We start from the raw sequence: 20,663 nt of genomic DNA on the forward strand, positions 1-20,663 counted from the left end.
TTGCGCCGCACCATCGATTCTCTTGAGCGCGCTTCGGGGGATGGGGCGCCTTGCGGTATGTTCCCGAGATGATGGGAGCACGCCCCCGGCACCTGTTCACGATCGACGTCGAGGACTATTTCCACTCCGAGGACCCCGACCCCGCCGGCTGGGATCGCCACGAACTCCGGGTCGAAGCCTCGACGCGCGCCGTGCTCGATTGTTGCGCGGCCACCGGCGCCCGCGGCACCTTCTTCGTGCTCGGCTGGGTCGCCGAACGCTGCCCGCAACTGGTACGCGAGATCGCCGCGGCCGGCCACGAGGTCGCCTCCCACGGCAGCGACCATCGCTTCGTCTATCGCCAGAGCCGCTCCGAGTTCCTCGACGACGTCCGCCGAGCGCGCGACCTGCTGAGCGGCATCACGGGCACCGCGGTGCAGGGCTACCGCGCACCGTATTTCTCGATCGTGGCGTCGACGCCCTGGGCGCACGACGTGCTGCTCGAAGCCGGCTACTCCTACAGCTCGAGCGTGTTCCCGGGCGCGAACCCGCGGTACGGCATTCCCGGGGCGAGCTCCGAGCCGGGAATGATCCCCACCCCGGGGGGCCGCTCCATGCTCGAAATCCCGATCACCACGTTCTTCTCGCGCGTCGGCTGCGGCGGGGTCTACTTCCGCGCGCTCCCTTACGCGCTGTTCCGCGCCGGCATCGCCGCGCGCGAACGCGGCGGGCGACGCGCGGTGTTCTATCTCCATCCCTGGGAGCTCGATTCCGGCAAGCCCTCTCCACGTGGATCCGTCTGGCTCCGCATGCGCCACGACGTCGGCATCCGCGGAGCACGCGCACGGCTCGAGCGCCTGCTGCGCGACTTCGAGTTCGAGTCGGTGGAGTCGTTCCTGGCCCGCGAATCGGGCCTCGCGCGCTCGCCCGGCGCCGGAAGCGCCCCCTCGATCCTGCGGCGCAGCACCTTGCCCGCGCCCGCTCTGGTCGAGGAAGCCCGCCGATGAGGGACTACTTCGACGTCCACCGCGGCGACTGGGACGGCATCTACTCGGCGCCGGCCGGGAGCCTCCAGTGGCGCATCAACCGCCGCTTTCGGCGTGCGGTGTGGAAGCGGATGCTGGTGGCGCTCGACGCCTGCACGCCAATCGAGGGCCGATCGGTGCTCGACATCGGTTGCGGCACCGGCGAGCTGGGCCTGCGGCTGGCGGCGGCCGGAGCCGCGCGCGTGGTCGGGATCGATCGCGCCGGGGAGATGGTGCGCACCGCCACCGAGCACGCGCGGCGGCGCGGGCTCTCGGCGGTGTGCCAGTTCGTGGAGGGCGAGTTCCTGACCCACGACTTCGGCGGGGAGACCTTCAACTATTCGGCGGCGCTCGGCGTGCTCGACTACGTCGAGGACTCGGACGCGTTCCTCGACCGGATGTGGGCGCTGACCCGCGACCGCCTGATCGTGAGCCTGCCGCACTCGGTGCCGCCGCGAAGCTGGCTGCGCCGCGCCTGGCACGGCATGCATGCGTCGCGGCTGTTCTACTACCAGCGCCGCGAGGTCGACGCGAAGATCGCCCGGCTCTCGCCGGCCCGCTCAGAGGTCCAGACGCTGCCGGGATCCGACCGTACCTACGTGATGATCTGCGACCGCCGGCCGCCCGCGGGCGCAAAGTGAGCACCCGCGGACCCTCCGGCACCGGGGCTCCCGAGGCCGGCGCCGCGCCATCCCCGCCGGTGGCCGGACCCCCGAGCGAGCCGATCGAGACCGACGTTCTGATCCTGGGCGGCGGCGTGTCGGGCATGGCCTGCGCCGCGGCCCTCGGCGATCACGCGATCGTGCTCGAGCGCGAGGATCGGCCGGGCGGCCTGGTGCGCGGGATCTCGCTCGACGGCTGGTGGTTCGATCACGTGCTTCACCTGCTCTATTTCCCGAACGACGCGACCGAGCAGCGCGTGAAGGCGCTGCCCGGTCTCCAGCTCGAACCGTGCCCGCCGGTGGCGTGGGTGGAGTCGCGATCGGGCCGGGCGCGATTCCCGATCCAGAACAACCTTCGCGACCTGCCCACCGAGACCATCGTCTCGTGCATCGCCGATCTCGCCGCCGCCGCGGCGCAGGCCGGCCATCGCGAGCCCGCCAACTATCGCGAGCTGCTGCTCGACGCATTTGGCCCCTCGCTGTGCGAGGAGTTCTTCTTCCCCTACAACGAGAAGATGTGGCGCCGGCCGCTGACCCGGCTCGCCACGCGCGGTTTCCACTGGAACATCTCGCGACCCGATTTCCGGCAGGTGCTGGAGGGCGCGCTGCCGGCCAGCGAGCGGACCGCCGCCTACAATTCGCGCGGCTGGTATCCGCGGCCGCGCCCGGGAGGGCGGCGCGGCATGGAAGGCCTGAGCGACGCGCTCGCCGGTCAGGTGCGAGCGCTCAGACTCGAGCACGAGGTGACCGGCATCCATCTCGGGCAGCGCCGGGTCACCGCGCGCCATCGCGGCCGGACGTTCGAGTTCCGCTATCGGCGGCGTCTGGTCAACACGCTGCCGCTGCCGGTCGCACTCGGGCTGATCGAGGATCTGCCGGCTGCGTTGCGCGACGCCGCGCGCGGCCTGCACGTCAATCGCGTGCTGTCGGCGTGCTTCGCGATCCGCGGCCCACGGCCACGCGACACCGGCCACTGGCGCTACTACTCCGATCTCGAACTCTGCTTCACGCGCCTCATCTTCATGCACGCGTTCGATCCTGACACCGCACCCGAAGCCGGTTGGGGACTGATGGCCGAGATTCCCGAGCACGGAGAGGATCCGCTGCGCCCGCCGGCCGAGGTGATGGACACGGTGCGCCGCGATCTCGCCCGGGCGGGCTTCCCGGCGGCGGGCTCGGAGATCGTGGGAGAGAAGCTGCTGGTCAATCCCTACGGCTACGTGGTGTTCGAGACCGGGGTGCTCGAGCGGGCGAGTCAGGCGCTGGCCTTCCTGCGCGAGCGCGACGTCGAGCCGCTCGGGCGCTACGGGCGCTGGGAGTATTCGTCGATGGGCCAGGTGATGCGCGACGGCTTCGCGGTCGGCGACGCCTTGCACGCGGAACTGGCCGGCGGAGGTCCGCGGCGGGCATGATCGTCCTCGCCGGATTCCTGGGTGGCGCCCTCGGCACCTGGCTGGCGCGAACGTTCGCGATGGCATTCGGGATCGTCTCCAGGCCGAATCCGATCGTGCCGCAGCACAGGAAGCCGGTCGCCTATCTGGGCGGCGTGGGGATCGCGGTGGGTCTGCTGGCGGCCCTGCTGTTCGAGGGCACTCTCGTCGATCGCTCGCGGCTGTCGCTGGCGATCCCCGCCGCCGGCTTCCTGGCGCTCGGCGTGGTGGACGACCTGCGGCCCCTGAAGGCGCTCCCCAAGCTGGTGATCCAGACGCTGCTGGCGGTCCTGGCAGCAGGGCTGGGCGCCGGCGCGCGCCTGACCGGCATTGCCATCGTGGACGCGGCGCTCTCGATCGCCTGGATCGTCCTGCTGGTCAACGCGGTCAACGTCACCGACGTGTGCGACGGTCTGGTGGCCGGGCTCGCCGCCATCGGGCTCGCGATGGTGGGGGCGGTGGCGCCCGGGTTTCGAGGGCCGGCCTGGGGCCTGGCCGGCGCCTGCGTCGGATTCCTGATCTTCAATCGCCCACCGGCGTCGATCTTCATGGGCGACGCGGGCTCGCTGCTGCTCGGCTACGCGATCGCCGTCGCCACGCTGCGGTTGTTCGATCACATCCCGGCCGTGCCGGCGTTTGCGATGGCGCTGGCCGCCGCGGCGCCGTTCCTGTTCGAGACCGGGCTGCTCATTTCGTCGCGCGTCAAGAAGAACCTGCCGTGGTGGAAGGGGAGTCCCGATCATTTCTCGCTGCGCATGCAGGCGGCGGGGCTCTCCAAGTGGAGGACCGATCTCACCAGCTGGCTGCTGCTCGGCGCGGTTTGCGCGGCCGCGTCGCTCCTGCCGGCGGCCGCGCCGTGGGCCCCCTGGGCCCTGATCGTGGCGCTGGGCGCCGTGGGCTGGCGATGCGCGCGCTGGCTGATCCGCCACGAGGTGGTGAGATGACACGAGGCGCGCCGAACCGCTAACCTCGCTGGCTCTCCATCACCGGAGCGGACCGAATGAGCGCGCGCTATCCTTTCGCGGAAGTCGAACCCCGCTGGCAGAAATTCTGGGTGGAACGGAAGACGTTCCGCGCCCAGGATTTCTCGCCGAAGCCGAAGTTCTATTGCCTCGACTTCTTTCCGTATCCTTCAGGCTCCGGGCTCCACGTCGGCCACCTCGAAGGCTACACCGCGACCGACGTGCTGAGCCGGTACAAGCGGATGCGCGGTTTCAACGTGCTGCATTGCACCGGCTGGGACGCCTTCGGACTGCCGGCCGAGCAGTACGCGGTCAAGACCGGCATCCATCCGGCGATCACCACCCGCGAGAATATCGACAACTTCCGGCGCCAGATGCGGCGCGCGGGCCTCTCGCACGACTGGGACCGGGAAGTGGACACCACCGACCCCGGCTACTACCGCTGGACTCAGTGGATCTTCCTCAAGCTGTTCGAGCGCGGGCTCGCCTACGTTGCCGAGGTGCCGGTCAACTGGTGCCCGGAGCTGGGCACGGTGCTCGCGAACGAAGAAGTGATCGACGGCCGGAGCGAGGTCGGCGGGTTCGAAGTGGTGCGCCGGCCGATGCGGCAATGGGTGCTCAAGATCACCGCCTACGCCGATCGCCTGCTCGACGACCTCGCACTCGTGGACTGGCCGGCCAGCACTCTGGAGATGCAGCGGAACTGGATCGGCCGCTCGATCGGCGCCGAGGTGGACTTCGCGCTCGACCGGGTGCGCGGCAACCTGCGCATCTTCACCACGCGGCCCGACACGCTGTTCGGGGCCACCTACATGGTGCTGGCGCCGGAGCACCCGCTGGTGGATGCGATCACCACCGCCGATCGCCAGGAGGCGGTCCGCGCCTATCGTGAGGCCGCGGCCAGGAAGAGCGATCTCGTCCGCCAGGAGGCCCGCGAGAAGACCGGCGTCTTCACCGGCGGTCATGCCGTCAATCCGGTGAACGGCGAGAAGCTCCCGATCTGGATCGCCGACTACGTGCTGATGGGCTATGGGACCGGCGCGATCATGGCGGTGCCGGGTCACGACGAGCGCGACTGGGAGTTCGCGCGCAGGTTCGGGCTGCCGATCCTCGAAGTGGTGAAGGGGGGCAACCTCGATCAGGGCGCCTACGTCGATCTCGAGAACGGCATCGCGGTGAACTCCACAACGCCCGACGGCTCGTTCTCGATCGACGGACTGAAGGCGAGCGCCGCGATCGATTCGATCATCCGCTGGCTCGAAGCCAGGGGAAAGGGGCAGCGGACGGTTCACTACAAGCTGCGCGACTGGCTGTTCTCCCGGCAGCGTTACTGGGGCGAGCCGATTCCCATTCTCTGGGTGGACGGCAAGCCCGAGGCATTGCCCGAGCAGCAGCTGCCCTTGCGGCTGCCCGAGACCGAGAACTTCAGACCCGCGGGCACCGGCGAGAGCCCGCTCGCGAGCGTCAAGGACTGGATCGAGACGCGCGACGCCTCGGGCCGCCCGGCGCGGCGCGAGACCAATACCATGCCGCAGTGGGCCGGCTCGTGCTGGTACTACCTGCGCTTTCTCGACCCGCACGACTCCGAGCGGCTGGTGGACCCGGCGCTCGAGAAGTACTGGATGCCGGTGGATCTCTACGTGGGCGGGGCCGAGCACGCCGTACTCCACCTGCTGTACGCCCGCTTCTGGCACAAGGTGCTGTTCGACATCGGAGCGGTGAGCACGCCCGAGCCGTTCATGAAGCTCCTCCACCAGGGCACGATTCTCGGCGAGGACAATCAGAAGATGTCGAAGTCGGCGGGCAACGTGGTGAGCCCCGACGAGATGTTCGACCGCTACGGCGCCGACGCGCTCCGGCTCTATGAAATGTTCCTCGGCCCGCTCGAGGCCTCGAAGCCGTGGAGCACCCAGGGCGTCGAGGGCATCACGCGGTTCCTCGACCGCGTCTGGCGGCTGTTCCTCCACGAGGACGGCAGGCTCGCGGTGACCGCCGGCGAGCCCCCGCTCGAGGCGCGCCGCGTCCTGCACCAGACCATCCGCAAGGTCACCGAGGATCTCGAGGCGCTCAAATTCAACACCGCCATCGCGCAGATGATGGTGTTCGTGAACGAGGCGCATCGGCTGGGCGAGCGCCCGCGAGCGCTGCTCGAGCCGTTCGTGCTGCTGCTTTCGCCGTTCGCGCCGCACCTCGGCGAAGAGCTGTGGCATCGGCTCGGCCATGCCGACACGCTCGCCTACGTCGAATGGCCGAGCTACGACCCGGCGCTCTGCATCGAGGACACGGTGACGGTCGCAGTGCAGATCAACGGCAAGCTGCGGGCGACGCTCGAGGTGCCGCGCGGCACCGATCAGGCCGCCGCCCAGGCGGCGGCGCTGGCCGACGAACGGGTCAAGCGCTACGTCAACGGCTCCGAGCTGCGCAAGGTCATCTACGTCCCCGACAAGCTGCTGAATCTGGTGGTGACGTCGCGGTGAGCCGTGCCGCGGCGCGTCTCGGCGCCGCCGCATGGCTGCTGTGCGGGTGCGTCGCGCCCGCGTTTGCGCGACCGCCGGATGCCGCGGGAGAGGAGCCGGCGAAGGCGGCGTTCGAAGCGCGGCTCCAGCTCGACAACGACGACTTCGACTTCTGGATCCCGCCCGATGAGCGTCCGGATTTCGGCTACACCCACGGCACCCGCCTCGACGTCGATCTGCCGGGCGCCCCGCGCTGGCTCCGGAAACTTCCGCCACGCTGGCTGATGGGCGACGGGCCGCGCGGAGAAGCCCCGTCGTTCGCGCTGCGGCTGCGGCAGGAAATCTACGCACCGTGGGAGCTGCCGCCCGATCGGCCCTACGCCGGCTGGCTCGAGATCGCGGTCGGGCTCGCGCGACGAAGTCCCGAGTCGCGCCGCGAGCTGCTGCTCCACGTCGGCGTCACCGGACCGCCGTCGCTGGCAGGAAAGACGCAGGACTACTTCCATCACCAGTTCGAGCGCGGCCCCGAGCCCGACTGGTCGCAGCAGCTGCCGGCCGAGCCCGGCATCGGCCTCGAATGGAACGCCGCGACCCAAGTGCTCGCGCTCGGCGGAAGCCCCGGCTGGCTTTGGCGGCTCGGCCCGAGCGCTGGGGCGCGTCTCGGCACCTTCGCCATCGACGCCCGGGCCGGGCTCGAGACCTCGGGCGGCTGGAATCCACCGGCGGCATGGGGCGGGGCGGTTCGGCCAGGGAACGCTTTCTCGCTCTACGTGCTGGCGGCGCCGCACGTGGATTTCATCGCGCGCGACGAGTTCCTGGACGGCACGTTGTTCCGAGGCAGCGAGAGCGTCGATTCGAGGCCGGTGGTCCCGGAGTCCGAGGTGGGCGTCGGCGTGGGATGGTTCGGGATCCGGGCCGAGGCCCGCGTGATGCGCCGGGGGAAGGAATTCGAGCGCCAGCCCGGGCCACATACGTACGGCTCGCTGCGGCTCGGCTACGGTCAGCCGGCCGCGCCCGATCCACGGCCATAGCGCCCGATCCGCGGCCGCAGGTTTACATAATATCAATTATGCGACATTAAGCGGTCGTGCCTGCGCTGCCCGGGACCAGGTGCCTCATGCGTTCCAGAGGCCGCTCTCATCCTCGATCCCAGGCACCACGAAGCGGACCGCCGGGTCTCCCGGCAGGCGCTCCAGAACCTCGCCCGACTGGAGCAGGCTGACTCTCAACTCCGCCTCGTCACCCGGCTCGATGCCCGCCTGCTCGAGCGGGATCGCGATCTCGAGCACCTGAGCCAGCACGGCGCGCGCTCCGGGTGACGGCTCGATCGCCGGACGGTCGTCGGCGGCACCCAGCACCGGCCGCTCGCCGGCCACCAGCCCCTGGACCCTCAGCCGGCGTGTCCCCTTTGCCCGGATCTCGATTTCGAGGTCCACGCCCGGCCCGGGTGGCGCGCCGCCAGCGAAATCCACCCTCAGGTGGAGCTGCCGGGCGTCGGCGCCAAAGTACAGGTCCTTCACGCGGCTCACGGCCCGATGCATGGCGCCGCCCGAGTCGAAGCTCAGCCGCCCGGCGGCCCGCCATTCGTAGTAGCTGGTGGCGCGGCCGTCCACGATCGGCTCGACGAATCCCAGCGGGTCGAGCTGCGCCCTGGCCCTGGCGGCGGCCGCCGGCACGATCGGCACCCGGAGCCAGGCCGGAGCCCGCTGACCACGCGCTTCATAAACTGCTTGAAGGTGCTCGCGGAAGATATGATCGAACAGCGCGCGATCGGGCGTGAAGTGATCGACACCCAGCCACCAGAACCAGTCCGAACCTTCGGCGGAATCGAGCTCGCTCCAGGCCGCCGGCTGGGATTCCACGCTCGACCCCGACGCGACGAGATCCTCGCGCGTGCGCGCGAGCAGCTCCCAGGCCCGATTCTTCTCAGGATGTCCGATCCAGACGTGGAAATCGGCGTCGATCCAGGAGCCGGTGTAGAGATTCTCGAGCCGCGGCCAGCTGCGCGGCCGCGCGAGAACCTCGGACGGCGTCACCGTGGCGATCTCGCCCGCGGCCTCGAGCCCCTGGTAGAGGGCGTCCAGGAACGGGCCGCCGTCGCCCGGGTAGTGCTCCCAGCAATTCTCGCCATCCAGGATCACGCTCACGATCGGGGGCGTCTCCCCCGGATGCTCGCGGCCGATTCGCTTCACGCGCCCGATGAAGTCGCTGGCGGCATCGCCCGGATCCCAGTGGTGATAGACGAAGCCGATGCGATCCGAGAGCTCGTGATCGCGGAAGAAGATCGCGACTTCGCCGCCACCGGCCGGAAACTTCCAGGGCTGGTAGAGGCTCTCGCGCTTCCGCGCTTCGGCGGGCAGGGATTGCCAGAGAATCGCCTCGTCGGTCGCCATCCAGGCGAGACCGGCTTCCGCGACCAGCGCGGCCGCTTCGGGACTCACGCTGCCCTCCGGCGGCCAGATCCCGCGCGGCGGTGCCCCGAAGACTTCCTCGTGCCGCGCCAGCGCGCGCTGCAGCTGCCGGCGCGCGTCGTCGGGGGCCTTCAGTCCGAGCGCCGGCAGGTGGACGTCGGGCCGCGACCGACTGGCCGACGAGGTGTCGATCAACAACGGCAGGATCGGATGCGCGTACGGCGAGGTCGAAAGCTCGAGCTGGCCGCGCTCGGCGAGCCGGCGGTAGGCCGGCAGCACATCGGCGAGCAGCCGGCGATGGAGCGCGAGCAGCCCGTCCCGCTCGGCCGCGCCGGGCGGGTCCGCGGCCAGCGCCCGCGCCGCCTCGGGCTCGCCATGAAACATCGGGTCGAGCCACGCGAGCAGGAACCAGGCCTCGAGCGCAGCCTGATCGCGGGCCGTCCAGCCGCGCGAGAGCGCGCCCGCGCGGCGCGCGCGCTGCAGCCGCCGGCGGAGATCGCCGTAGCGGGGCCAGCGCTCGCCGAACCCGGGCGGCGTCACTGAACAGCGTTCCGCGAGCTCGGCGAGATCGGCGGGCGTGCGCTCGCCAGCGGGCCGGGCGAGCAGCTCGAACAGGGCGTCGCGCCCGCCGCGGCGGGCGTCCTCGAGCTGATCGATCAGCGAAGGCACGAAGTTGAAGGTCGCCTTGAGCCGCGGATGGCGCTCCAGCCGGAGCGCCATGTCGAGATAATCCTTGGTGGCGTGCAGTCGCACCCAGGGAAGCAGCGATCGGCCTTCACGAGGACTGCGGTAGTCGGGCTGGTGATGGTGCCAGAGGAACAGCAGCTCGACGCGCGATTCGGGTGCGTTCACGGCTCTCCCCCGGCGGCGCCTAAGGGTGGGACCGGCTCAGGGGTGCGCGGCGAGCTCCGCGGCCTCGATGCGCGCCTCTCGCGCGTAGGACGTATCGCCGAACTCGCCGGCGATCCGCTCGAGATGTTTCCGCGCCCCGTCCTTGTCCCCGGCGAGACGCAGGCAGCGGGCCGCTGCCGCCAGGAATTCGGCCGAGGACTCGCGGTCGAACTTGCCGACCAGCGAGTCGTAGCTCTTGGCGGCCTCGACGTACTGGTGGTCGTTCTCCAGCGCGTAGGCGAGGCTCCGGGTCGCGGCATCGGCCAGCAGGCCGGGCGACTGCCGCGACAGATAGCGCCGATACTCGGCGATCGCGGTCTTGAAATCCGAGTTCCAGAACGACGCGTCGCCCACCAGCCGGTGCGCGTCGTTCCCGCTCGCCGTGTTGGGGTACTGCTCCGCCACCTGCTTCGCGAGCTGGCCCGCGCGGCCCAGATCGCTCTGGAAATACGCGAGCGTCGCCTCGGCGAGCTTGCCCGCGGCCTGGTCCTCGGCGGTGCGTCGCGCGCGCAGCATGAAGAACGCTCCCACTCCGATCACGGCGAGCGCGCCCAGCACGATCAGCGAGGTCTGACCGTAGCGGTTCCAGTAGTCGGTAAGCTGGTCCAGAAGGTCGGCGCCCGGATCTTCAAGTCGAGCCTTCTGTCTGGACTCTAATGCCAAGTGGAACCTCCGGTTGGGACGATTCGGGCGGCCGGACACGCGGAGCCGCGCGCGCGAGAGGACGGCAGAAGGTACCGGCTGCACATCGGGGCGTCAAGCAGCACGCGCGGTCGCCCCGTTCATCCGCAGCGCGGACATCCGATCGAGCCGTGGACCCGCACCAGCATCTCCGCGGGAGAGCCGCAGGTCGGACAGGCCGGCAGGGCGGGACGCCCGCGCGCCACGTCCACCAGGCTGTGGACGCGCACGTGCATGGCGCCGGCCTTCACTTCCTGCTCGAGATCAGCAACCGGCCACGACCACTCCTCGAGTCCCCACAGTCGCACTTCCGAGCGGATCGCCCATCGCTGCCGGACCTCGGCCGCGCGGCGCTCCCACTCGAGCTTGAGCGACGTGGCGTCACCCCCTTCGAGCTCCGTCTCCTCGCTCGAGGTGCGACGGCGCAGCCGCTCCTCCTCCTCCTCGATGCGCGCCGAGAAGAAACCACCGAGCCGCGAGAGTTCGTCGTCACGATGGCGCGCGATCTCGCGCTCCCACTCGCGCTCGCGTTCCTGGACCAGCGCCTCCAGGTGCCGGCGCGCGTTCGCCATCCACGCGTCCTTGCGATCGTCGGTCAGCGAGTCGCTGATCTGGTAGAGCCCTTCGCGAGTTCGCAGGTCGGGAAGCTCATAACCGCGCGCAGCCTCGACCAACCGTCCATCCGAATCGATCAGCACCACCCACGACTCCTGCGACGGCAGTCCGCCCCAGCGCGTCATCACGGCGTGGAAGGCCAGCCGGCGCTCGTAGCGCACCGGACCGAGCCGCGGCGGCCCCCACGACAATCCGCGCACGCGACAGACCGTGGCGATGCCGGTCTCGGGCGCCCCCGGCACCCGCGCGAGCGCGGTGCGTCGCGTACACAACGGCTCTTCGAGCGCCGCCTCGAGCAGCTTCCGCCCGCCGAGGCTGCCGGGCGCGGTGTACCAGGCGCCGCGCGGCAACGTCGGGCGCTGCGCGTCGAACACCATCCGCACGCGGTGGCGCCGCCACTTTCGCTGCAGCCACGGTGAGAGCTCGACCTCCCAGTCGCCGCGCGCCGCGTCGCTCACCGCGCAGCCCACCGACTCGAGCCAGCGTCCCACGAAGTCGCGCCAGCCCTCGGGCGGCCCGATGGTCGCGGCGGCGGCGAGCGCCTCGGAAACGCGCGCGGCTTCGCCGTTGGCCCCGGCCGGCGCCGCCAGCCCGGACACCTTCGGGGCCGGCTTCGCGTTGCGGCGCCTGCGCGCGGGCGGCTCGAGGGTCGTGGTCACGACTCGTCCTTCTCGAGCGTCGGGTAGAGCCAGCTCTGCTGGTCCTTCTGGGTCTGGTACAGCTTGCGGGCCACCATCAGGTTCTGCGCCAGCTCGGCGAAACGCCGCTTGCGCGAGGCCGGCGTGCGGCCTTCGATCCAGCGGCGGAAGACCTCGTCCTCGAACGAGCCGTGCGGCTGCCAGGCGCCGAGGATCTCCTCCATCTCGCCCACCACCAGCTCGAACATGCGGATCTTGCGGTCGAGGATCTCGAGCACATAGGCCTCGATGGTGCCGCGCGCGGCGAGGTTGATCACGCGCACCGGATGCTGCTGGCCGAGCCGGTGCACGCGCCCGATGCGCTGCTCGACCCGCATCGGATTCCATGGCAGGTCGTAGTTGATCACGATCCGGCAGTACTGGAGATTGCGCCCCTCCCCGCCCGCCTCGGTGCTCACCAGCACCGGCGCGGCCTGGCGGAAGTACTCGAGCGCCTCTTCCTTCTCGCGCCAGCCCAGCTCGCCGTGGAACACGGCCGGCTCGATGCCGGTCGCTCGCAGCGCCTCGACCAGCGTGTCCTGGGTGGCGCGGAACTGGGTGAAGACGATCGCCTTCTCGCCGCGGAGCGAGGCGATGCAGCGCAGCAGCGACTTCACCTTGCTCGGGGTCTGGCTGGCGACGTCGGCCCGCGCCGCCAGCTGCTTCAGGCGCCGCGAATCGAGCCCGTCGGGATTCTGGCTCAGACGCTCGAGCGTGGCGCGCGCCGCCGCCCACGAGGAACCCATCTCCTTCTGCAGCACCATCAGCGTGAAGTAGTGCGGACGTCCGGGCTGACCGGTGTCGCCCTTGACGGCCTCGGCGACGAAATCGCTCACCTCGCGATAGAGCGCCCGTTCCGGCGGCGTCTGCGCCACCCACAGCGTCTCGACGCCCCGCGGCGCGAACACCAGGTTGGTGTCGGCGCGCCGCGTCCTCACCATCACTGACTCGAGCAGCGCTCGCAGTCGCGGCGCGTTGCGCGGCGTGCGCTTGTCGTGGCCGGTCAGGAAGTCCCGCCGGAACTGCGAGAATGTGCCGACCGTGCCGGGACGCACCAGCGTCACCAGGTTGTAGAGCTCGCGTAGATCGTTCTGCACCGGCGTGGCGGTGAGCAGCAGCAGGAAGCGCGGGTTCAGGTCGTTCACGAACTTCCAGCCGAGCGTGAGGTGATTGCGCAGCCGGTGGGCTTCGTCCACCACCACCAGATCGTAGTTGGCGCCGCGCACGCGCCGCCGGTGCCGCTCGTGGCGAGCGGTCTCGAGCGACGAGATCACCAGCGGATGGCGGCCCCACAGGCCGGCCGGACCGCGCGACACCACGAACTCGAGTTCGAACTTCTCCCACAGCTCGGCCCGCCACTGTTCGCACAGTGAAGCCGGGACCAGGACCAGCACGGTGCGCACGGCGCCGCGCAGCAGGTACTCCTTGATCACGATCCCGGCCTCGATGGTCTTGCCGAGTCCGACCTCGTCGGCCAGGATCGCACGGCCGTTCAGGTCCCGCATGGCCTTCAGGCAGGCGCGAATCTGATGGGCGAAACGCTCCACGCCGCGCAGCGAGTCGAGCGACACCAGCCGCTCGGTCCCGGCCCAGTCGGACCAACGCTCGGCATCGGTGCGCAGCTGATAGTGGGAGAGCGGCGCGATCTCGCCCGCTCGCCAGCGATCGAGCAGCGCCTGGGTCTGCGGATGCCACACGCGCGTGATCGGCTCGCTGCCGGTCGCGGCCGGCAGCGTCTCGGTGCGGGCGCCGTCGAGCGCGGCGGCGCCCGGTCGCGAGGCGTCGAGCACCTCCCACTCGCGCTGCGTCGAGAGACGGCGCAGCTTGCCGTCGAACACCACTTCGAGGACCTCGCGCCCGCGGTCGGTGTGCACCTCCACCACCAGGCCCTCGCCGAACTGCGGATGGCGCAGCCGCTGTCCGACCTGGTAGCGAATCGCCGTCAGTTCCACAGCGCGAACTCCTCGTTGAGGTGCGGCACCGAAACCGAGCAGCCGATCTTGTTGCGTAGCAGGGCCGCAAGAGTCTCCGCCGGCTCGGGCTCGCCATGGACCAGGAAGATGCGTTGCGGTTTCGGATCGAGGCGCGCCACCCAGCCGACCAGCTCGCTCTGGTCGGCGTGCGCACTGAAGCCGTCGAGGCCGGCGATCTCGGCGCGGACGCGAACCCCCTCGCCCAGGATGTTCACGGTCTCGGCGCCTTCACGCAGCCGCCGGCCCAGGGTGCCCTCGCCCTGGAAGCCGACGAACAACACCGTGTTGCTGGGATTGCCGAGTCCGTGCTGCAGGTGGTGGAGGATGCGTCCGCCCTCGCACATGCCCGAAGCCGACACGATGATCATGGGTCCGCGCGCGTCGTTGAGTGCGCGAGACTCGTCGGGCGTGCCGATGTAGCGAAGCCGCTCGAAGCCGAACGGTTCGCCGCGGGTTTCGCTGAAGACACGGCGCGTCGGTTCGTCGAAGCATTCGGGATGATGGCGAAACACCTCGGTCGCCTTCTGCGCCATCGGACTGTCGACGTAGATCGGCAGACTGGGAATCGCGCCGCGCGTCATCAGCCCGTGGATCGTCACCACGACTTCCTGGGTGCGGCCGACGGCGAACGCCGGCATCATGACCCGTCCGCCCCGCTCGGCGGTGCGGCGGATCACCTCGGTCAGTTCGCGCTCGGTGACAGCCGCGTCGGGATGGAGGCGGTCGCCGTAAGTGCTCTCGAGCACCAGCGCGTCCACTCCCGGATGCACTTCGGGATCCCGCAGGATGGGCCGGTGCGGGCGACCGAGATCTCCGCTCATGCCGAGACGGAACCGTCGGCCGGCGTCGTCGAACTCGAAGACGGTGAGCGCCGAGCCCAGGATGTGGCCGGCGTCGAACGCCTCGACGCTCGCGCCGGGAAACAGCGTCCAGCGCTGGTGGTAGCCGGGATCGCGGAACAACTCCAGCGTGCGCGTCATGTCCTCGACGGTGTAGAGCGGCCGGCGCGGAGGCCGGCCGTGTACGTGCCGATTGACGTGCTCGACGTCTCGCTCCATGAGATAGGCGCTGTCGGCAAGCATCACCCGCGCGAGATCGACGGTGGCCGGCGTGGCGTAGATCGGGCCGCGGAATCCGCGCGACACCAGCGTCGGCAGATTGCCGGTGTGGTCGAGATGGGCGTGCGAGACCACCACCGCGTCCAATTCCGCCGGCTCGAACCGAAAGCTGCGATTCACGCGTTCCGCCTCATCCCGATGCCCCTGGTACAACCCGCAATCGAACAGCCACGACTTGTCGCCCCACCGGATCCGATGGCGCGACCCGGTGACGGTCCGGGCGGCGCCTTCGAAGGAGATGCGGAGCGAGGGACTCATCAGAACCCGGCGTAGAAGACGAGTCCCGCGGAGGCCGTGATCAGCTGGTTCGTCGAACCATTCTGGAAGATGAGCTCGTAGTGCGCGTTCAGATCGAGCCCGAAGGCCTGAACGAAAAAGCGCTCGAGTCCCACTCCCAGCATCACGAAGCCTCCGTCGCCCACATCGTTTCCGCCCAGCTTCTCCTCTCCGTCGTTCAGCTTCTTGCTGACCTGAGTGATCCCGAACCCCGCGCTGATCATGCGCGTGGTCTTGCCCTCGGTGCCGAACAATTGATAGAACTCGGCCCCGGTGTTGATGAGCGTCACGGTGTGGTCGGCGAACGTGGTGTCGGCGTTGTGCCGCACGGTGTAATCGCAGCGCTCGAACGAGATTCCGATCGCCCGCTCGTACTGCATGCGATAGCGGACGCGCACGCCCAACCCTCCCCCGGCGCCGAATTCGGAGCCCAGCCCTCCCCCGCTCAGGAACGAGCCGTACTGGCCGTCGATCGCGACCCCGATCTGCCCGGGCCGCGGCGGCACCACGATCCACGCGGCGTGGGCGGCGGCGGCCGCCATCAGAGTCATCAGGAACAGCCCGGTCCCGAGCCACCGACTTCCCCTCATTCGTTTCTCCTTGCCCCGGCGGCCCCTGACCCGGCCGCCGCCCGCTTCCCGCGCGGATGGAATTCCCGGTGCACTTCCCGCAGATACGCCCGGTCGAGATGGGTGTAGATCGACGTGGTGGTGACGTTCGCGTGTCCCATCAGCTCCTGCACCACGCGCAGATCCGCCCCGCCCTGCAGCAGGTGCGTGGCGAACGAGTGGCGCAGCGCGTGCGGATGGACGCGAGTGGAGATCCCGGCGGCCCGCGCCCGAGCGCGCAGCAGTTTCCAGAACCCCATCCGCGACATCGGCCCGCCGCGCGCGTTCACGAACAACGTGTCGTGACGGGCCCGAGGCGCGAGCAGCGGCCGGCCACGCTCCAGGTAGGCCCGCAGCCAGCGCGCCGCCTCACGCCCGAACGGCACCTGGCGCTGCTTGTTGCCCTTCCCCACCACGGTCACCACCTGCTCGCCGAGATGAATCCCCGCGCATTGCAGCGTCAGCAGTTCGCTGACCCGCAGCCCCGAGGCGTACGCCAGCTCGAGCATCGCCCGGGTGCGCAGCTCGAGCGGCGAGGCTTCGCCGTCGCGCGCCAGCAGCGACTCGATCTCGTCGGGGGCGAGCGCCGCCGGCAGCCGCCGCTCGCTGCGCGCCGGTGGGAGCTCGAGCAGGAAATCGGCGGGCAGGATTCCCTCCCGCACCAGGAACGTGTGGAAGCGACCGAGCGCGGAGCGCCGTCGCATCAGCGTGTTGCGCGCGCGACGGGCCCTGAAGAGCGAGGCCAGGTAGGCATCGAGCACGGTGCGGGTGAGCGAGCGCCATTCGCCGACACCGTGCGCGGCGGCGAACACCGCGTAGTCGAGGGCGTCGCGCCGGTAAGCATCCAGGGTGTTCTCGCTCAGTCGCCGGCCCTTGCGCAGAACTTCGAGCCAGCCCTCGATCGCCGGCAGCAACGGACTTCCCGCCAGCCGCTCGGCCAGCGGCCGCTCGCGTGTCGCGCGCCGGACCGCCGTCACGCCGACCTCCGGCCGGGATCGAGCCCGCCCGCCCCCAGCGCGGCGGCGACGCGCTCCGCCAGCGCTCGAGGCACGCCGGCGCGCTCGGCGATCTCGTCCGGCGAGGCGGCGCGCAGCGCCTGCACCGAGCCGAATGCGCGCAGCAGCGCCGCGCGGCGCGCGGGCCCGACGCCCGAGACGCGATCCAGCTCGCTCGCGATCCGCGAGCGGCCGCGCAGCGCGCGATGATAGGTGAGCCCGAACCGGTGAGCCTCGTCGCGCAGCCGCTGCAGTGCGCGCAGCGCCGGGCTTCGGCGCGGCAGCCGAAGGTCGCCGCCGCGCTCGCGCACGATGGTCTCTTCCCGCTTCGCCAGCCCGATCAGCGCCACCGGTCGCGTGGCCGCCAGCTCGAGCGCGCCGCGCGCCGCGCTGACCTGGCCGGTGCCGCCGTCGACCACCACCAGATCGGGGCGCGGCAGCTCGCCCGATTCGACCCGCGTCCAATAGCGCGTCACCGCCTCCCCGATCATCGCGAAATCGTCGGGGCCGCTCCGCCGGATGCGCATGCGCCGGTAGAGGCCCTTGCGCGGGCGGCCGTCCTCGCTGGCCACCACCGCCGCTACCGCGCCCTCGGCGCCGAAGTTCGAGATGTCGAAGCAGATCATCCGATGCGGCGGGCTCGGCAGGTCGAGCCTGCGCTGAAGCTCGACGATCTCCGGCGAGAAGCGCGCGCGCCGGCCGTCGGCTCGCGCCGCGCGCTGCTCGAGCAGGTGCGCCGCGTTGCGTCCGGCGATCTCGACCAGCCGGTGCTCGCGACCGCGCGTCGGTGCCGCGATCTCGACGCGATGGCCCGAGTGCGACGACAGCGCCTCGGCGAGCGCGTCGGCCGAGACCGGGCGCTCGGCGACCACCACGCGGGCCGGCACCAGCGCGCCGGTCAGGTAATGCTGGGCGACGAAGCTTTCGAGCACCTCGCTCGCGGGCCGGTCGCCGCCGCGCGTGAGCAGGTGCGACTCCTTCCCCACCACGCGACCGCCGCGCAGCAGCAGCACCGCCACCGCCGCGTCGCGGCCATGGCGGGCGACCCCGAGTACGTCGGCATCGCGCCCGTGCGGCGACACCACGCTCTGGGGTTTGCGCGCGCCTTCCAGCAGCCTGAGCTGGTCGCGGTGGCGGGCGGCTCGCTCGTAGTCGCGGCTGGCGGACGCCGCCTCCATGTCGGCGCGGAGCTGGCGGGTCGCGTCCTGGTCGCGACCGGTCAGGAACATCAGCAACCCGTCGACGATCCTTCGATACTCGGCGGCGCCGACCCCCGAGCGCGTGGTGCAGGGACCCGCGCAGCGTCCGATGTGGTAGTACAGGCAGGGTCGATTGGCGCGCCGGTAGTCTTCGAAGTTGCGACACGTGCGCACCGGGAATACCCGCCGGATCTCCCGCAGCGTGCGCCGCAGGCGCTTTACGTCGGTATAGGGTCCGAGGTAGCGAGCACCGTCGCTCTTCACCTGACGCGTCACCGACAGGCGCGGGAATTCCTCCTGCACGCTGATGCGAACGTAGGGGAAGCTCTTGTCGTCCTTGAGCAGGACGTTGTAGTAGGGCCGGTGCTGGCGGATCAGGGTGGCCTCGAGCAGCAGCGCTTCGGGCTCGGAGGCGGTGAGGATGGTGTCGAGGTCCTGAGCCCGCTCGACCATCTCGGCGAGCCGTGGCTCGAGATCGGCCCCGAGGTAGTTCCGGACGCGCTGAGCCAGACTCCGGGCCTTGCCCACGTAGAGCACCCGGCCCCGGGCGTCCTTGAACAAGTAAACCCCGGGCAAAGCGGGCAAATTCACGATTTTCTCGCTCAACGGGCTCACGGGAAGGTTCCCTGCACCAGTTGGGGATACGGCGAAGGTGCCACACTACACCCCGGCGGGGTGCCCGGCAATGGCAGGTGCATGAAGAATAGTGGCGGCGGCCTTGACAGGCGCTTCGAGGCCCCCGTAGCTTTGTCGGTTCCGAACGTCACCCTCAGGTCCAAGGAGGATGGGAATGCCGCATCACAAGTCGGCGGCCAAGCGCGTCGTCACCAATGAGAAGTCGCGCCGCCGCAACATCGCCGCCCGCTCCGAGCTGCGCGGAACGCTCAAGGCGGTCCGCGAGGCCAAGACCCGCGCCGAGGCCCAGGCCGCCTATCGAAAGGCCACGGCGCTGCTCGATCGCACCGCCTCGCGGGGTATCATCAAGAAGGAGACCGCCAGCCGCCACAAGGCGCGTCTGGCGAAGTTCGCAGCCAAGCTCGCCTGAGGCCACCATGATGCGCCCGCTGGTCGCCCTGTTCGCGACCTTTCTGCTGCAGGCGCCACTCTTCGCGACGGCCGCCGCTCCCCCGGAGTCGGCGGCCGTTCCGTTCCCGGTCGTGCCGCTCCCGCAGCCTCCCCGGCAGCACCACCTGCTTTCCTGGACCTGCCTGATCGGGGGCGCCGGACTGGTGGGCGCGTCGTTCGTCATCCACGATCGCGCCAACGCCCGCTACGACGAGTACCTGATGGCGACCGATCCGGGCGAAATCGCCTCGCTCTACGACCAGACCGTCACGCTCGATCGGCTGTCGGCCGCCTCGCTCATCTCGGGCGAGGTGCTGATCGTCACCGGCATCTACCTCCGGTTCGCGCACGCCCCGGCTTCGTCGCGGCTGTCGCTCGCCTGGGAGCGGGGAGCATGCGTCGCGCGCTTGCGCTTCTGAGCCTGCTGCTGGCGGGTTGCAGCACCCGCGAGCGTCTCAATCCCCTCGACCCTCACAACGCCGCGACCGGCGGGCGTCCGCCCTCTTTCGCGGCGCTGGCCGAGAACGCGCAGGTGTTCCTGACCTGGAGCCCCGGCAGCAGTACGCAGCCGCTCGAGTACCAGCTCTTCCGCCAGGCCGAGGGCGAAGCCGACTACCAGCCGCTCACCGCCATCCTGCCCCAGAGCGTCAGCAGCTACCTCGACCTCGGATTGGTGAACGGCGTCACCTATCGCTACCGGCTCTACTTCGTGGTCGGCGGGCAGCTCTCAGGCGCTCCCTCCGAGGACATCGCGACGCCTTCGACGGTGATCCCGTGGGTGGCCGACGATCAGACGCTCAGCCTCTACCGCATGAGCGCCGACGGCCGCCAGCCGGCCACCCAGGCCACGGGCTTCGCTGGGCCCACCGACTGCCGGGTGGATCCGATCTCGCATGTGGTGTGGGTCGCGGATGAAGGCGGAGGCCGGGTGGTGGTGTTCAACCCCGGGTTGGGAAGCGGGCTCAGCATTCGCGGACTCGGCGACCCCACTTACCTCGCGGTCGATGCGGTGCGCGGGACGGCCTGGGTGTCGACGGTGTTCGGCGGCGAAGTGTTTCAGCTCCAGCCCGATGGGTCCTTCGGCACTCCCGGCAGCATCTCGCCGCTCCAGGCTCCCGCCGGCATCGACGTCGATCCGGCCGATCAGTCGCTGTGGGTCTGCGAGCGGCGTAGCAACACCGTGCGCCACTTCGACTCGCTCGGGAATCTGCTGCACGCGACCGCGGTCTCGGCGCCCCTGCGCGTCGCCGTCGACACTTCGAACGGCGAGGCGTGGGTGAGCTGCTTCGACACGCGCCAGGTCGTCCACCTCGCTGCGAGCGGCGCGCCGGTCGACACGGTTTCCGGCTTTCAGGGTCCGCTCGGCATCGCGGTGGACGAAGCGCGCGGGCGGATCTGGGTCGCGGATCCGGTGGCCGGGCAGGTCGTGGCGCTGCGTCGCAACGGTTCGGTGGAGTTCCGCGTCCCCGGCCTTCCCGGGGCGAGTGCTCTGGCGGTGGAGGACGTGAGCGGCGAAGCCTGGGCGGTGATGACCGGCACGATCGCCCGCGTCTCCGGAACCGGAGCCACGATCCTGTTCGCGAAGGGCCTGCGCGATCCGGTGGCGATCACGCTCGACCGATTCGCGCCGTAGCGCCTTC

General features: G+C 70.4%; 17 protein-coding genes. 9 read left to right on the forward strand and 8 right to left on the reverse strand.

Going from position 1 to position 20,663, the window contains the following annotated elements; translation table 11 throughout:
* Nucleotides 1-68 precede the first annotated feature (68 nt).
* From VMJ70_08600 to VMJ70_08625, 6 genes are read left to right on the forward strand one after another with little or no spacing between them, the layout of a single operon-like run.
* On the forward strand, nucleotides 69-986 hold the full coding sequence (locus VMJ70_08600; protein HTO91174.1) for a DUF3473 domain-containing protein: 918 nt from the start codon (nucleotides 69-71) through the stop codon (nucleotides 984-986).
* Nucleotides 983-1,645 (forward strand): class I SAM-dependent methyltransferase, encoded by a 663-nt coding sequence (locus tag VMJ70_08605; protein ID HTO91175.1) that lies wholly within the window; start codon nucleotides 983-985, stop codon nucleotides 1,643-1,645. Before VMJ70_08600 ends, VMJ70_08605 begins: the two co-directional genes overlap by 4 nt.
* Nucleotides 1,642-3,078, forward strand: a complete 1,437-nt coding sequence (locus tag VMJ70_08610; protein ID HTO91176.1) for an FAD-dependent oxidoreductase — start codon at nucleotides 1,642-1,644, stop codon at nucleotides 3,076-3,078. The genes VMJ70_08605 and VMJ70_08610 overlap by 4 nt, the downstream gene beginning before the upstream one ends.
* Nucleotides 3,075-4,040, forward strand: a complete 966-nt coding sequence (locus VMJ70_08615) for an MraY family glycosyltransferase (GenBank protein ID HTO91177.1) — start codon at nucleotides 3,075-3,077, stop codon at nucleotides 4,038-4,040. The genes VMJ70_08610 and VMJ70_08615 overlap by 4 nt, the downstream gene beginning before the upstream one ends.
* Nucleotides 4,041-4,096: 56 nt before the next feature.
* Nucleotides 4,097-6,535, forward strand: coding sequence for a leucine--tRNA ligase (leuS, locus tag VMJ70_08620; GenBank protein HTO91178.1), 2,439 nt, complete (start codon nucleotides 4,097-4,099; stop codon nucleotides 6,533-6,535).
* Nucleotides 6,532-7,545 carry a lipid A deacylase LpxR family protein gene (locus VMJ70_08625; GenBank protein HTO91179.1) on the forward strand — a complete coding sequence of 338 codons (1,014 nt, stop codon included), beginning with the start codon at nucleotides 6,532-6,534 and terminating at the stop codon, nucleotides 7,543-7,545. The genes leuS and VMJ70_08625 overlap by 4 nt, the downstream gene beginning before the upstream one ends.
* An 84-nt stretch (nucleotides 7,546-7,629) precedes the next feature.
* Here the strand turns inward: VMJ70_08625 and VMJ70_08630 are convergent, their stop codons facing one another.
* The 8 genes from VMJ70_08630 to uvrC form a co-directional block, all read right to left on the reverse strand.
* Entirely contained in the window at nucleotides 7,630-9,777 is a 2,148-nt protein-coding gene (locus VMJ70_08630; protein HTO91180.1) for a glycoside hydrolase family 57 protein, read from the reverse strand.
* Nucleotides 9,778-9,813: 36 nt separating this feature from the next.
* A complete protein-coding gene (locus tag VMJ70_08635) occupies nucleotides 9,814-10,479 on the reverse strand; it encodes a tetratricopeptide repeat protein (GenBank protein HTO91181.1) in 666 nt (221 codons plus the stop codon).
* 119 nt (nucleotides 10,480-10,598) lie between these two features.
* Nucleotides 10,599-11,771, reverse strand: a complete 1,173-nt coding sequence (locus tag VMJ70_08640; protein HTO91182.1) for a hypothetical protein — start codon at nucleotides 11,769-11,771, stop codon at nucleotides 10,599-10,601.
* Nucleotides 11,768-13,741, reverse strand: coding sequence for an SNF2-related protein (locus tag VMJ70_08645; GenBank protein ID HTO91183.1), 1,974 nt, complete (start codon nucleotides 13,739-13,741; stop codon nucleotides 11,768-11,770). Before VMJ70_08645 ends, VMJ70_08640 begins: the two co-directional genes overlap by 4 nt.
* On the reverse strand, nucleotides 13,732-15,138 hold the full coding sequence (locus VMJ70_08650; GenBank protein ID HTO91184.1) for an MBL fold metallo-hydrolase: 1,407 nt from the start codon (nucleotides 15,136-15,138) through the stop codon (nucleotides 13,732-13,734). The genes VMJ70_08645 and VMJ70_08650 overlap by 10 nt, the downstream gene beginning before the upstream one ends.
* A complete protein-coding gene (locus VMJ70_08655) occupies nucleotides 15,138-15,746 on the reverse strand; it encodes a hypothetical protein (protein HTO91185.1) in 609 nt (202 codons plus the stop codon). The genes VMJ70_08650 and VMJ70_08655 overlap by 1 nt, the downstream gene beginning before the upstream one ends.
* Nucleotides 15,743-16,741 carry a tyrosine recombinase gene (locus VMJ70_08660; protein ID HTO91186.1) on the reverse strand — a complete coding sequence of 333 codons (999 nt, stop codon included), beginning with the start codon at nucleotides 16,739-16,741 and terminating at the stop codon, nucleotides 15,743-15,745. Before VMJ70_08660 ends, VMJ70_08655 begins: the two co-directional genes overlap by 4 nt.
* On the reverse strand, nucleotides 16,738-18,549 hold the full coding sequence (uvrC, locus tag VMJ70_08665) for an excinuclease ABC subunit UvrC (GenBank protein HTO91187.1): 1,812 nt from the start codon (nucleotides 18,547-18,549) through the stop codon (nucleotides 16,738-16,740). The genes VMJ70_08660 and uvrC overlap by 4 nt, the downstream gene beginning before the upstream one ends.
* Nucleotides 18,550-18,748: 199 nt before the next feature.
* Between uvrC and rpsT the strand changes: the two genes are divergently transcribed.
* From rpsT to VMJ70_08680, 3 genes are read left to right on the forward strand one after another with little or no spacing between them, the layout of a single operon-like run.
* Entirely contained in the window at nucleotides 18,749-19,003 is a 255-nt protein-coding gene (gene rpsT / locus VMJ70_08670; GenBank protein ID HTO91188.1) for a 30S ribosomal protein S20, read from the forward strand.
* A 7-nt stretch (nucleotides 19,004-19,010) separates the two neighbouring features.
* The gene (locus VMJ70_08675) at nucleotides 19,011-19,442 is read left to right on the forward strand and encodes a hypothetical protein (GenBank protein ID HTO91189.1); all 432 of its coding nucleotides are present in this window, start codon (nucleotides 19,011-19,013) and stop codon (nucleotides 19,440-19,442) included.
* Nucleotides 19,418-20,656, forward strand: coding sequence for a hypothetical protein (locus VMJ70_08680; GenBank protein HTO91190.1), 1,239 nt, complete (start codon nucleotides 19,418-19,420; stop codon nucleotides 20,654-20,656). Before VMJ70_08675 ends, VMJ70_08680 begins: the two co-directional genes overlap by 25 nt.
* Nucleotides 20,657-20,663 lie beyond the last annotated feature (7 nt).

Origin of the sequence: Candidatus Sulfotelmatobacter sp. (assembly GCA_035498555.1) — a bacterium.
Classification (GTDB): Bacteria; Eisenbacteria; RBG-16-71-46; order RBG-16-71-46; family RBG-16-71-46; genus DATKAB01.

Coding starts and splice junctions, on each gene's coding strand:
- VMJ70_08600 (HTO91174.1), top strand. CDS start 69: ATGATGGGAGCACGCCCCCGGCACCTGTTCACGATCGACGTCGAGGAC.
- VMJ70_08605 (HTO91175.1), top strand. CDS start 983: ATGAGGGACTACTTCGACGTCCACCGCGGCGACTGGGACGGCATCTAC.
- VMJ70_08615 (HTO91177.1), top strand. CDS start 3,075: ATGATCGTCCTCGCCGGATTCCTGGGTGGCGCCCTCGGCACCTGGCTG.
- leuS (HTO91178.1), top strand. CDS start 4,097: ATGAGCGCGCGCTATCCTTTCGCGGAAGTCGAACCCCGCTGGCAGAAA.
- VMJ70_08650 (HTO91184.1), bottom strand. CDS start 15,138: ATGAGTCCCTCGCTCCGCATCTCCTTCGAAGGCGCCGCCCGGACCGTC.
- VMJ70_08655 (HTO91185.1), bottom strand. CDS start 15,746: ATGAGGGGAAGTCGGTGGCTCGGGACCGGGCTGTTCCTGATGACTCTG.
- rpsT (HTO91188.1), top strand. CDS start 18,749: ATGCCGCATCACAAGTCGGCGGCCAAGCGCGTCGTCACCAATGAGAAG.
- VMJ70_08675 (HTO91189.1), top strand. CDS start 19,011: ATGATGCGCCCGCTGGTCGCCCTGTTCGCGACCTTTCTGCTGCAGGCG.
- VMJ70_08680 (HTO91190.1), top strand. CDS start 19,418: ATGCGTCGCGCGCTTGCGCTTCTGAGCCTGCTGCTGGCGGGTTGCAGC.